This is a genomic window from Methylobacterium sp. C1 (assembly GCF_001854385.1).
Taxonomy (GTDB): Bacteria; Pseudomonadota; Alphaproteobacteria; order Rhizobiales; family Beijerinckiaceae; genus Methylobacterium; species Methylobacterium radiotolerans.
Window position 1 is genome coordinate 23,257 of record NZ_CP017640.1, and the last position, 12,238, is coordinate 35,494.

10 protein-coding genes and 2 tRNA genes are annotated in these 12,238 nt (G+C 70.9%); 4 read left to right on the forward strand and 8 right to left on the reverse strand.

The features are described from left to right. Positions 1–17: 17 nt before the first annotated feature. From BKE41_RS00105 to BKE41_RS00125, 5 genes are all read right to left on the reverse strand, one after another. Positions 18–2,327, reverse strand: coding sequence for a TonB-dependent receptor (locus tag BKE41_RS00105; protein ID WP_070998219.1), 2,310 nt, complete (start codon positions 2,325–2,327; stop codon positions 18–20). 56 nt (positions 2,328–2,383) lie between these two features. Further along, on the reverse strand, positions 2,384–2,782 hold the full coding sequence (locus BKE41_RS00110) for a DUF2946 family protein (RefSeq protein ID WP_159392697.1): 399 nt from the start codon (positions 2,780–2,782) through the stop codon (positions 2,384–2,386). A gap of 19 nt (positions 2,783–2,801) precedes the next feature. Beyond that, entirely contained in the window at positions 2,802–4,181 is a 1,380-nt protein-coding gene (locus BKE41_RS00115; protein WP_070998221.1) for a PepSY domain-containing protein, read from the reverse strand. A 39-nt stretch (positions 4,182–4,220) separates the two neighbouring features. Beyond that, complete coding sequence (locus BKE41_RS00120) at positions 4,221–4,532, reverse strand: hypothetical protein (RefSeq protein WP_245295871.1); 312 nt, start codon at positions 4,530–4,532, stop codon at positions 4,221–4,223. 211 nt (positions 4,533–4,743) lie between these two features. Beyond that, positions 4,744–4,817 (reverse strand) — tRNA-Gln (locus BKE41_RS00125). A 178-nt stretch (positions 4,818–4,995) separates the two neighbouring features. On the opposite strand from BKE41_RS00125, the gene BKE41_RS00130 reads away from it, so the two are divergent. Next, positions 4,996–5,082: transfer RNA gene (locus tag BKE41_RS00130), tRNA-Ser, on the forward strand. A gap of 493 nt (positions 5,083–5,575) precedes the next feature. Further along, positions 5,576–7,447 (forward strand): Hint domain-containing protein, encoded by a 1,872-nt coding sequence (locus BKE41_RS00135; protein ID WP_070998223.1) that lies wholly within the window; start codon positions 5,576–5,578, stop codon positions 7,445–7,447. 70 nt (positions 7,448–7,517) lie between these two features. Here BKE41_RS00135 and BKE41_RS00140 read toward each other — a convergent pair whose 3' ends face one another. The 3 genes from BKE41_RS00140 to BKE41_RS00150 form a co-directional block, all read right to left on the reverse strand. Continuing rightward, positions 7,518–9,191 (reverse strand): EAL domain-containing protein, encoded by a 1,674-nt coding sequence (locus tag BKE41_RS00140; RefSeq protein WP_070998225.1) that lies wholly within the window; start codon positions 9,189–9,191, stop codon positions 7,518–7,520. Next, positions 9,188–11,026, reverse strand: a complete 1,839-nt coding sequence (locus BKE41_RS00145; RefSeq protein ID WP_029361117.1) for an ATP-binding protein — start codon at positions 11,024–11,026, stop codon at positions 9,188–9,190. The genes BKE41_RS00140 and BKE41_RS00145 overlap by 4 nt, the downstream gene beginning before the upstream one ends. A gap of 255 nt (positions 11,027–11,281) precedes the next feature. After that, positions 11,282–11,482: a hypothetical protein gene (locus BKE41_RS00150; protein ID WP_070998226.1), complete on the reverse strand. Its 201-nt coding sequence runs from the start codon at positions 11,480–11,482 to the stop codon at positions 11,282–11,284. 191 nt (positions 11,483–11,673) lie between these two features. On the opposite strand from BKE41_RS00150, the gene BKE41_RS00155 reads away from it, so the two are divergent. Beyond that, complete coding sequence (locus BKE41_RS00155) at positions 11,674–11,916, forward strand: hypothetical protein (protein WP_029361116.1); 243 nt, start codon at positions 11,674–11,676, stop codon at positions 11,914–11,916. A gap of 35 nt (positions 11,917–11,951) precedes the next feature. Further along, a complete protein-coding gene (locus BKE41_RS00160) occupies positions 11,952–12,167 on the forward strand; it encodes a hypothetical protein (RefSeq protein WP_012322637.1) in 216 nt (71 codons plus the stop codon). Positions 12,168–12,238: the final 71 nt, after the last annotated feature.

Below are 12,238 nucleotides of genomic sequence, written 5' to 3' on the forward strand. Positions count from 1 at the left end.
GAGATCCCGCGCGGTTATCAAAATGCCAGCCGCATGCCGCCGACGATGTTCCGCGGAGCACCCGCGAAGACCGAGCCCGTGGTGGTCGCCAGCACGGCGGCGCCGTTCTGGAGGCCGGTGGTGCCGCTGATCCCGTTGGCGAGGTTCTGCGCGGAGGCGACGTAGGTCGTGTCGAACAGGTTGCGAACCTCGACGTACAGGCTGAGCCGCTTCGCGTAGCCGCCGGTCAGCTCCGTGGCGTAGTGCAGGTTGGCGTTGACGACCGCGAAGCCCGGGGCCTTCAGCAGGTTGGCGTTGTCGAGGTAGAAGTCGCCCTGGACGACCGTCTCCACGAAGGCGCCGAGACCCGCGAGCGGTCCGCTCGGCACGTCGTAGCCGAGGCGGGCCAGGAGCTGGTGGGCCGGAACCCCGGGGATCCGGTTCCCCGCCCGGTCGAACGACCGGGTCAGGCTGCCGGCGCTGAGCTGCTCGGTGTAGCGGGTGTAGATCTGGTCGTCGAACGTGTAGGCCAGCGTCCCGCGCCAGCCGGGCGCGAAGGCCCAGTCGGCGCCGACCTCGACGCCGCGATGCTCCGAGGCGGGCGCGTTGAACGTGTAGGCGAGGAGGCCGGCCCCCGGCGATTGCGAGACCAGCTCGTTGCGGAAGAACTCGTAGAACCCGGTCACGCTCAGGCGGAGATCGGTCATCGGGCTCCACTCGGCGCCGAGATCGAAGCCGAGATTCTCCTGAGTCTGGAGCTGCGTGTTGTTTCCGGGCAGCCCGGCCGGGGTGATGAACAGGTTGCTGGCGGCCGGCGTGGTGTAGCCGGTGGCGACCCGGCCGCGCAGCGCCCAGGCCGCGTCCGGCCGGTAGACCAGGGCCAGCTCGGGGGCGACGTTGAGGAAGGACCGGTTCGCGTCCGCCACCGTCCGCGTCGTGCCGCTCGCCGCGTACGCGTAGGCGATGTTGCGCCCGGTGATCGAGGTGGTCTCGGCGCTCAGGCCGAGGATGCCGGTCCACTGATCCGACAACGCCAGCTCGAGCCGCGCCCGGCCGCCGAGATTCGACTGCACCGCCGCCTGATCGCCGATCAGCGCCCCCAGGCGCGGGCCGTCGTAGGGGGCCCGGTTAAAGGTGGTGATGTGGTTGTCGATGGTGTTGTAGGCCAGCGCGACGTAGCCGGTTGCCGGCAGGCCGAACAGGTCGCCCCGCCGGGTCAGGTCGGTCAAGAAGTTCCAGGACGGGTAAGAGCCCCGCGACGAGGTCGTGTAGAACGGCTGATCGAAGTTGCGCTCGTCGAACCCGAGCTGCGTGCGCCAGGTGGTGAACGCGTCGATGTCGTGCTCCCAGCGGGCGGCCACGATGGTTCGGCGGTCGTTGCGCCCGAAGCCGCCCTCGTCGGCCGTCACCGGCACGGTCGCGCCGAATGCCCCGTTCCGGAACAGGTTGAAGGTGGTGCAGCCCGGGGCCGCGCTCGCTGCGGCGGCGCAGCCGCGCTGGTACGGGTTGATCCGGTACTGGGCCAGGGATGCGCGGGCGGGCAGGTTGGCGTCGAGGGTGTTGTTGATCACCTTCAGGGTGAAGCGGTTGTCCGGCGTCGGAGTGTAGCTCGCGAGCAGATTGATGGTCTGCGTGTCGTAGCTGGCGTGGTCCTGGTAGCCGTTGGCGCGGACGTCGCTGGCGAACAGGCTGATCTCGAACGGGCCGCTGACGCCGCCGACGGTGAAGTAGTTGCTGAGGTAGCCGAAGCTGCCGGCATCCACCCCGATCTCGTAGCCGTCGATCTCGCGACCGGTGCGCGTCCGGAACGCGATGGCGCCCCCGGTGGCGTAGTTGCCGAAGAGCGGCGATTGCGGCCCGCGGAACACGTCGATCCGGCCGTAGGCGCGGGGGTCCGTGAGATCGAAGCGCGACGCGCCGTCCGGCTGGGTGAGGATGAAGCCGTCCTCCAGGACGACGGTGTTCTTGATCACCCCGGTGGAGCGGGCGTTGTTGCCGCGGATCGAGATGACGACGTCGCGGCCGCCGTTCCCCTGCCGCACCGTGACGCCAGGGCTGTTCACCAGGACCGATCCGATGCTGGTTGCCGGGCGGTTCGCGATCGTGTCGTCCCGGCCGATACCGGTCACGATCTCGCCGACAGGGTGCTCGATGACCGCGGGCGCCGAGCCCGGCGGCGCCGCCACGCCGAAGGGCGGCGCGGCACTCCGGCCCGCGGCGGGCGCGGCCTCGCCCTCCACGGAGAGTTCCTCGAGGGTCACGGCGGTCTGGCCGAGGGCGGGGAGGGGGCTTCCGGCGAGCAGGAGCGCGAGGGCAGCGCCGCACAGGACGGTCTGGTCGGAGGTCATCGGAGGTCTCGTCTGATCGAAGGGGCGAGCGGCGGCGCCACCCGGAGGAAGGGCGATCAGGCGGAGCGGGGCGGCCCGCGGGGCTGGCCGACGATGATGGGGACCGACGCGGCCCGGGCAGGGGGCGGGATCGGCCACGCCACCGCTGTCCAGCGCAGGCGGCGCGCGAGGCCGGGCGAGGCCGGGAGGAGCGGCGGGACGGCGCCGGCGCGACACAGCCCGCAGAGGGCGCAGGACCCCGTTGCCGGCGCGTGCAGGCCGATGGCGACGTCCCCGACCTGATCCGACGCGTGCCCGCACAGGATCTGGCCGGGCAGCACGCCCCGATCCGCCTGCGCCATCCGGAGCGCGACGGCCGGTGCGAGCGCCTGGATCCAGAGCGCGAGCACGATCAGCACCGCGCCCGGAAGACCCGGACGCCCGCGTCTCAGGCGCGGAGGCTTGTGCACGGGCACGGCGCCCGCTCGTACCGGATCAGTGCGCCCACCGCCTTCGGAGCCGGCCCGCGGCGAGGTCGAAGCCGATCAGGGCGGCGATGGCGAGCCCGGTCAGCGGGAAGAGCGCCCCGAGCCCGAGGATGATCACGGTCACCGTCGCGGCCACCCGCCGGTCGCGCGGCCAGGGCGGCACGCCGAGGCCGCCGGCCGGGCGCCGCTTCCACCACATCGTTCCGGCGGTGACGGCGAGCAGGATGGTGGCGAGGCAGAAGCCCAGCATCGCGAACTGGTTCGCGCGGCCCCAGTGCTCGCCCTTGTGGATGCCGATCCCGTACTGGATCGCCCGGCCGACGGGTCCGAGATCGCCGAAGCGGACGTCCACCACCGGGCGGCCGGAATACTGGTCGAGGGTCAGGACCCGCTGCCGCGTGACGTCGCGCGGGTAGATTGCGGCGGCGTAGACGCCGTCCGCGCCGACGGGCAGCGCCAGCTCGAAGCCGCGGGGCATCCCCAGACCTCGGAGGATCGCCACGGCGTCGTCGATGCCGACGCTCGCGGCCGCGGCGGCCGGCGCCGAGCGCGGCACGGGCGCGTCCTGCAGAGTCCAGCCGGCATCTTCCAGCCGGTCGCGTAGAGGCACCGTCGAGACCGGCCGGTTCGCCCAGAGCGCGGCCGGCTGGCCGAGGCCGGCGGCGTTGGACCACGCGCGCAGCTCCTGTCCCCACCAGATCGACCAGGGCAGGCCGGTCAGCGCCAGGAAGAGCAGCCCGCCGCCGGCGACGAACCCGGTGACGGCGTGAAGGTCGCGCCACCACACGCGCCGGCGCGGGCCGGCGCGCAGGGTCACGACGCCGCCCATCCGGCCGCGGGGCCACCACAGGTACGCGCCCGTCACCACCAGGATGATCGCGAAGCCCGCGACGATCTCGATGACGGCGTTCGCCAGGGGGCCGACCAGCGCGAGGCTGTGCAGCCCGCGGACCACCGCCATGAGCTCGCGGTCCCGGTCGACCCGGTCGAGCACGTCGCCGGTATACGGATTCAGGTAGACGTGGATCCGGCGCTCGCCCGAAGCGAGGGTGACGCGCGCCGCGGCGTCCGGCGAGGGCGGGTCGGTGTAGGTGACGGGCGCGGCGTCCGGCACGGCCTGCAGCGCGTTGAAGATCAGCCGGTCCGGACCCATCGGCGCCGTCTCGCTCGGCGCGACCCGGGTCCGGTACGCGAACAGGCTGCCGTTGATCTCCTCCTTGAACAGGTAGAGCGCGCCGGTGGCCGAGAGGCTGATCAGGAACGGAAGGCACAGCAGGCCCGCGTAGAAGTGCCACCGCCAGACGGCCCGATAGACGGCGTCGCGGGACAGTCGCCGCGTGGCGGCCGCACCGTATGCGGGGGCGTCGCCGTGGAGAACAATCGACATGATGGGAGGTCCGGGCCTGAACGATCGGGAGCGGGATCGTCAGGCTTCCGGTGGACCTCGCGCGGTGCCGGTCGAGGCCGGCGGCCCGGTCGTCGGGATCTCGGATTCGGGGCGCCACGCGCAGCGCGTCGCGGGCGCGGCGGGCCAGGCGGCAGCGGTCGGGTCGATGGTCGGAAGCGCCAGCGCTCCGGCCTGCACGACCGTGCAGCAGGGATGGACGTGCACCACCGTGCCGGCGGGGTCGCCCGAGGCGTGCCCGGCGCAGATCACCGCGTCCGGATCGTTCCAGGCTCGGGCCGGGGTGGCGAAGCCCAGGAACGCTTGGAGCAGCAGCGCGTAGAGCGCGACCAAGCCGATGATCGCGCGCCCTCGAACCGTGAGAGGCAGGCACCGGCGCATCCGGCGATCTAGGCGGCCGCGCGGCGGCGCGTCAACGGGCGATGACTGCCGGACCGTGCCCGACCCCGCTCGATTTCTGCGGATCGCTGCAGGATGAGAGAGACGTGCTGGGCCGCAAGCAAGAAAAAACCCGCCGGATCTGAGATCGGGCGGGCCGGCGCGGTGGCTGGGGGACCTGGATTCGAACCAGGACTAGAGGAGTCAGAGTCCACCGTTCTACCGTTAAACTATCCCCCAATCAGCCGTGAACCCTGCTCATCCGGTGTCGGAGATGGCGGGGCAGAGCCCGCAGCGCATCGAGCGGCTCCGGGCGTGGGCGGTGAGATAGGCGGAATGCTTCGGGAGGTCAACCGGTTGTTCTGCTGTTGACGCAGCCTCCGCCGCGGCCGTAACCGTGAGGTCGCGGATGCCGCCAGGAAGGGTGGCCGAGTGGTTTAAGGCAGCGGTCTTGAAAACCGCCGTGGGGGCAACTCCACCGTGGGTTCGAATCCCACCCCTTCCGCCGCCTCCGGGCGGGATCGATGCGGTTGCCGGAACATCGCGGGCGGTCCCGCGTCGCTCACGCCGCCGGGGTTCGCGCCGTCCGGCCGGAGCTGCGCCTCCCCCAAGTCGCAGGCGATCACCGGTACTTGGCGTGCGCGCTAGGATCAGCCCTCCGGCCGCCGCGGATCGGCGCCTGCCGGATCCGGCCGGTTTCGGACGTCCAGCGCGGCGGCTCAAGTGTTCGTCGGTGAGATCGCGTGCGGCCGTGCGGCGCCGCGACTGATTTGCGCCTCGCGGCCGATGCGGTTAGTCAGCCTTAACCGTGTCATCTGTCCGTGTTCGATCGCGCCCCGTGGTGGGCGGGAGGTCAGGCAGCGGTCTGGAGCCGCCGGTACTCACTTCAGTACCGCGAGAAACAACGCATTATTAACCACACCCGGATTGCTTGAAAGCAATCTTGATTTGACAGCGCGCCACGTCCGGCGAACCAGAACGGTGATGAGACGGCGTCGATGGTTGATCTGACTGGCTACCGCCTGACTTTCGACGACGAGTTCAACGCGCGCAGCATCTCGCAGAACGGCGTCGGGACCACGTACCGGGACATCCGCGCCGAGTGGCGGTACGACGCCAATTCCGACATCGGCTTCGGCCGGTCCTCGTTCCTCGACTCCGCGTCCGGTTACGATCCCTTCAGCGTCCAGAACGGTGTCCTGACGATCACGGCGGCGCCGCCCGGGACGAGCGCGTCCGGATATCCCGGGAGCTGGCAGTCCGGCCTCATCAGCACGCAGGGCAATTTCTCGCAGACCTACGGCTACTTCGAGATCCGCGCGGATTTCTCCAACAATCCCGACGCCTGGGACGCCTTCTGGCTGCTGCCGAATCAGCAGAGCCCGCAGTCGAGCAGCACCAATGGCCACCAGGAACTCGATGTCGTCGAGCATTACGGAAACAACGACCGCGGCGTCTACAGCACGATTCACACGACCGATCCGCAGGCGGCCGGAACGACGTGGCAGCAGACCCGCCAGGTCTACAGCGAGATGCCCAACCCGAGCGGGTATCATACCTACGGCATGAACTGGCAGGCGGATCGCATCAGCTTCTACGTGGACGGTCAGCTCGTCGGTTCGCAGGCGACGCCGTCCGACCTGCACAGCCCCATGTATCTGTTGGCCAACTTGGCCGTGCAGAGCACGGCGGCGACCGGCACCCGGTTCAGCTCGAGCATCGACTACATCCGCGTCTACTCGAACAACCCCAATGCCGTCGCGGTACCGCAGGACCGCGTGTCTTCGCCGGACGGCCGGGATCCGGGCCTGTACGGAGCGACGGCCGGTGTTCGGTCCAGCGCCGGCGCGGCCGGAACGCAGGCGGGCGCGACCGGCTCCACGGGGCCCGCATCGGGCGCGACCGGGTCGAGCGGATCGACCCCATCGCCCGCGGGAACGGCTCAATCGAGCGGATCGCCGAACAGCGCCCCGTGCTACTGCACCGGCACGACCATCCGGACCGACCGCGGCGACGTGGCTGTCGAGCGGCTCGTGGTCGGGGACAGCGTCGTCACGGCCGCGGGCCTGCGCCGCCCGATTCGATGGATCGGACGGCGCACCTATCCCGGATCCTCGGCCCCGCCGAGCGAGCGGCCGGTGCGTATCCGGGCCAGCGCTCTGCACGAGGGGGTTCCGGCCCGCGACCTGCTCGTCTCGCCGGACCACGCCGTGTGGCTGGACGGGCTGTTCGTCGCCGCCGGCCACCTCGTCAACGGCACCAGCATCACCCGCGGGGAGGTCGTGACCGATCTCACCTACTGGCATGTCGAGCTCGAAAGCCACGACCTCCTCATCGCGGAGGGCACGCCGGCCGAGAGCTTCCTGCCCGCTCCCGGCATCCGTCGGCTCTTCGACGGCCCTGGCGCGGACGATCCGTCGATCGTCCCGCAGCCCTACGCGCAGCGCACCGAGCTCGGTCCCCAGCTCGCCGCGCTGCGCAGGCGCCTGATCCGGCGGGCCGGCGCGTCGTTCGCGCACGCGCCTCCGGGCGCCGTGCGGGCGTGGCTGGATCGCTGTGCCCTCCGCGCGGACGGTGCGCTGCGCGTGGCCGGCTGGGCCCACGACCCGGCACAGCCCGACGCTCCCGTGTGCCTGGACATCGTGGTCGACGGCGCGATCGTGGCGGTGACGGTGGCGGCGGAGTACCGCGCCGACATCGCTGCGGCGGGGGTGGGCGACGGTCGGCACGGTTTCGACCTCGGCGTCGAGGCACCCCTCGCCCCCGGGGTGCCGCACGTGGTCGAGGTGCGCCGCTCGGCCGACGAGGCGGTGATCTGCGCCATGGCCGCCGACGCGGCGGGCGTGTGGCGACCGCTGCTGGCCGCGTAGCACGCCGCCAGCGGCAAGCTGATCCGGCCGCCGGTCGGAGGCTGTCGGCAGTCGCGCCGCGGGGCGGAAGTCAGGCGCGCCGCATCAGGCCGGGTGCGCGCAGGTCCGAGGCGCGGCTGCGCGTGGCGGGGCCGCGCGTCCCGGACACGCGCGGCGGCTGGGCCTGCCGGATCTGGTCGAGCAGGAGCGGGCGGGCGAAGTAGTAGCCCTGGGCGCAGCGGATCTGCGTCGCGCCGAGCAGGTAGGCGACTTCCTCGAAGGTCTCGACGCCCTCGGCGACGACCGTCATGCCGAGGGCCGCGCCGAGCGACTCGATCGCCTTCAGGACGATCTGGCTGCGCGGTCGCTTATCGATGTCGGTGATGAACGAGCGATCGATCTTGAGCTCGTCCGCGGTGATGTCGGCCAGGGCCGCGAGGGACGAGTAGCCGACGCCGAAATCGTCGATCGAGACCCGCGCGCCGATCGCCCGGATCTTCGGCAGAACCTCGCTCTGGAAGCGGCCTGTCGTGAAGAAGGCCTCCTCTGTCAGTTCGAGGACGAAGCGCTCCGCGAGGCCGGTCTCGCCCAGCGAGGCGCAGAAGGCGGTCATGAACGGCACGTCGCAGGCCTGCTTGGCGGCGATGTTGAGGCTCACGGTGACGTCGGGTCCGAACACCTCGTCGATGTCGGGCATCGCCTGAACGGTCTCGGAGAGGAGCTGGAGGGTAATCTCGTTGATCAGCCCCAGCTCGATGGCCAGGGCGATGAAGTCGCCCGGGGCCTGGATCATGCCGAGCTCGTCGCGCCAGCGCAGCAGCACCTCGACGCCCGTGACCGCGTGGGAGCGCATGTCGACCTTCGGCTGGAAGGCGCAGCAGAAGCAGCGGTCGCGGATCGCCAGTCGGAGGCGCTGCTCCACGGCCATGCGGGCCGTGGCGGCCTGGCTCATCGCGTCGTCGAAGAGGCTGACGCCGCCCTTCAACTCGCCCTTCACCCGGTACATCGCGTTGTCGGCCTGCCGGGCGAGGGTCTCGTAGCTGTCGCCGTGCTCCGGGAAGAGGCTGAGTCCGATGGAGGCGGAGGCGAAGATCTCGTGCCCGTCGATGAAGAACGGCTGCTTCAGGCGCTCCGAGATGGCGCGCACGGCGGACAGCGCCTCGTCCCGATCGGTGATCGGGGCGAGCAGGAGCACGAACTCGTCGCCGCCGATCCGGGCCAGGAGGTCGCTCGGGCGCAGGGCGCCGCCGATCCGGTCGGACATCTTGCGCAGCAGGGCGTCGCCCGCGGCGTGGCTGTAGTAGTCGTTGATGTGCTTGAAGTTGTCGAGATCGATGAACGCCAGGGCGAACCGGTCCCCCGGCGCCGATCCTGCCAGGACATCCGCGATGCTCTGCTCGAACATCGTCCGGTTGGGCAGGCCGGTGAGGGCGTCGATGAAGGCCTTGGTGATCAGCTCACGCTGGATCCGGTGATGGTGCGTGACGTCGGTCAGGGTCGTGAGCGTGAAGGCGTCCCGGCCCCCGGCGACCGGCCGCGTCCGCACCTCGAACATCCGGTCGTCGACGGCCTCGACGGCCGCGGTATCCCGGGCGTCACACGGCGCGGCGGGCAGCGCCGCGACGGCCCTGTCCCCGAGGGCGCGCGCGGCGGCGTTGGCCAGGATGCAGTGACCCTGGCCATCACGGACCACGACGCCGACCGGAAGCGCCTGGATGGCAGCCTCGAGCAGGGTCTGACGCTCCGGAAAATCGGGCTCGCTCATGCCCCGCCCTGCTGCCACAGGGACTTGGCGGGCTGGGCGCCGGCCTGGCCGCCGGTCGGGGCCTGATCGCCGGTCTCGGGGGGGCGACGGAGCAGCCGGCGGTGCATCTGCTCGAGGGCGGCGCCCTGGGCGCCGTCCGGGCCCGTCTCGCGACCGAGGCGCGCCGCCGCGCCGGGATCCGCATCGTGTCCGGCGAGCTTGTTCATGGTGGCGCCCCGCCAGCGCTCGACCACGGCGCCGACGAAGGCCGCGCCGGCGACGGTGGCGCCGTCCTCGGCGGCGCGGCCGCTCGCGTCGTTGCGCGGGTGACGCGCCGACGGCAGCGGCCGGAAGGTCATGCGGGCCGGAATCGGGACCCCCTCGCCGAAGGCGATGACCTCGCCGGTGCCCAGAGACGGGACGAAGGTGAGCAGGTTGGTGGCGTCCGACACCGCGGCGGCCAGGAACGCCTGGTCGCGCGCGTTGGTCATCCGCATGGCGAACAGGGTGCTGCACTGCGACATGATCGTCGCGTCGAGCTCGGCCGGGCGCTGGGTGACGAGGCCGAGATGGACGCCGTGTTTGCGGCCCTCGCGGGCGATCCGTGCCAGGGCGCGACGCGTCGGCGTGAAGCCGACCGAGCGGTCGGCCGAGGCGAAGCGGTGGGCCTCCTCGCAGACGAACAGCAGCGGGACGGCGCCCTCACTCCAGATGCCGAACTCGAAGGCGAGGCGGCACAGGACGCACACGACGGCGTCCACGACCTCCATCGGCAAGCCGGCGAGCTGCATGATCGTCATCGGCCGCCCGTCGGGATCGAGCCGGAACAGGTGCGCCAGGATCTCGCCCATCATGTCGCCGCCGACATTGGCGTTGTCGAACATGAAGCCGTGCCGGGGATCGTTCCGGATCGCCTCGATCCGGCTGATCAGCCGGTGATAGTGCATCCGGGAGACGCGGTTCTCGAGCCGCCCCATCCGCTCGTCGATGAGCGCGAGCAGGTCCTGCAGCATGTACGGGACGGGCGTGTCGACCGTGTAGCCGGCGCCCTTGCCGAACGACCGCTTGACGATCTGGCGGTCGCTCGCCTCCTTGTACTGCCCGTACTTGCTCTTCGCGAGGGGGATCACCTCGGCCAGGATCTCGATCTCCTCGTCCACGGCCGGACGTCCGCCGTAGATGACGTCGGCGATTTCCTCCAGGTTGAACAGCCAGAACGGCAGCTTGAGGGTCCGCGGGCTGATGACGCTCGCGCGGTCGCCGAAGCTGGCAGCGTACTCGTTGTGCACGTCCAGCAGGAAGACGCGCACGGCTGGCCGCGCCCGCATCACCTCGTCCAGGATGACCGTCACGCCGCTGGACTTGCCGACGCCGGTGGCGCCGAGCACCGCGAAGTGCTTGGAGAGCAGGTCGTCGATCTTGATGCAGGCCGGGGTGTCGGGGTCCTGATAGAGCGCGCCGACGGCTGCCGTGTTGGTCGCAGAAACCTGGTGGACGATCCGGAGGTCGGCGGCGGACAGGAGTTCGACGGTGTCGCCGATCGCGGGGTAGCAGGTCACGCCGCGGCTGAAGCGGCGCGCGTCGCGTCCCGCGACGATCTCGCCGAGCAGGTCGAGGCTCGCGTAGGCACCCGGCCGATGGCCGCGCTCGCTGCCCGAGGAGAGCGTGGTGACGATGCCGACGAGGACAGCGTCGCCGGCCCGGATCCGGACCAGGTTGCCGACGGTGACGCGCACCCGCGGCCGCCCGTTCAGAACGGTGAGTTCCAGATGGACCTTCGATCCCTCGATGGACGTCACGGCGCCCATATGCGACGCGGCATCGTCGTGCCGGACCGTTCCGTCGCCGCTCAACATCGTTCGCACCCTGGCCCGAAACAGAAACGGTGCGATACTGGGTGGCCGTGATTAAAGTTCTGACAAAGGAACGCGCGCGACGAAACAATGCTTAACCGATGCCTTACGGGTCTTGAGCATCGACGAGGTTGTATTCTGCGTCCGGATCGGAGGACGGCGCGCGGCAAGCCGGCCGCCGCGCCGGGCGGGGCACCCCTTGGGAGCCGCGCCGAGAGATACGCGGCAAGGGCTGTGTGTCGCGAGCCGGATTTGCGCCTAGGCCGGCTGGCCGTCGGCGAAATGCTCGCGCATCCAGCATTCACCGGATATCCGGGCCCCGTTCTGCGTTACGAACGCGTAGGGCGAGTATTCGACCACGGCGCCGCCGCGGCTCCGGATGACCCAACGGAAACAGCGGGGATCGTCCACGCACGGAACGATCTCGACGGTGTGAGAGCGCGTGATTTCGGTCGTCATGCGCGATAAACGCCCGAGGGCGCGACTCCGCTCCACACCTCGCGTGTGGACGGTTACCGAGCGGTGTGGCCGCGCACGCGGATCGGGCCTGTTTGTCGGGCTCTGTGGCCGGGACCTTTCCCGCCGCGGCCCGGTTCGGGCCGAGCCTTCCGGCCGGGCGTGGCCCCGGCGCCGAGCGACAAGGATGCTGCATGCCGATCAAGGCCCTCAACGACCGCAAGAAGCTGTCGAACGACTTCAACGAGGCCAACGACGCCTTCATCGACGAGGTGCTGAGCGCGCTCCAGGCTGGCCGGATCCCCGTCGATCTCGCCCGCGCCTATCTCGCGCATCCCGTCGCGATGATGCACACGGACGGAGCGCAGGCCGTCGCCAACTACTTCGAGCGCATGTTGGCCCAGCGGCCGAACATCGACTGGACGCCGGGCGCCTGAGCACGGCACGGGACCCCTGACGAGATGGAGCGCGGATGACCGCCGACGAGATCGAGGATCTGAACCGGGCGCGCGCCGCTCTGACCCGCCAGCGGAACGCCATCGCGCGGCGCCTGGGCGGCCTCGACCTGGCGCCGATCTCCATGGCGGAGGACCTGACCCGGACCCTGCTCGCCATCGAGGCCGTGGACCGCGCCCTGGTCGATGCGGGTCAGCCGCATATCGATATCGGCCATCGGCCGGACGCCTAGGGATTGCGGCACGCGCGGCCGCGGGCGAGTCTTGCGCCGCAAACCCGGGCGGGCGTACAGGCTCGGGTGCT

Coding starts and splice junctions, on each gene's coding strand:
- BKE41_RS00115 (WP_070998221.1), bottom strand. CDS start 4,181: ATGTCGATTGTTCTCCACGGCGACGCCCCCGCATACGGTGCGGCCGCC.
- BKE41_RS00105 (WP_070998219.1), bottom strand. CDS start 2,327: ATGACCTCCGACCAGACCGTCCTGTGCGGCGCTGCCCTCGCGCTCCTG.
- BKE41_RS00155 (WP_029361116.1), top strand. CDS start 11,674: ATGCCGATCAAGGCCCTCAACGACCGCAAGAAGCTGTCGAACGACTTC.
- BKE41_RS00135 (WP_070998223.1), top strand. CDS start 5,576: ATGGTTGATCTGACTGGCTACCGCCTGACTTTCGACGACGAGTTCAAC.
- BKE41_RS00150 (WP_070998226.1), bottom strand. CDS start 11,482: ATGACGACCGAAATCACGCGCTCTCACACCGTCGAGATCGTTCCGTGC.
- BKE41_RS00140 (WP_070998225.1), bottom strand. CDS start 9,191: ATGAGCGAGCCCGATTTTCCGGAGCGTCAGACCCTGCTCGAGGCTGCC.
- BKE41_RS00145 (WP_029361117.1), bottom strand. CDS start 11,026: ATGTTGAGCGGCGACGGAACGGTCCGGCACGACGATGCCGCGTCGCAT.
- BKE41_RS00160 (WP_012322637.1), top strand. CDS start 11,952: ATGACCGCCGACGAGATCGAGGATCTGAACCGGGCGCGCGCCGCTCTG.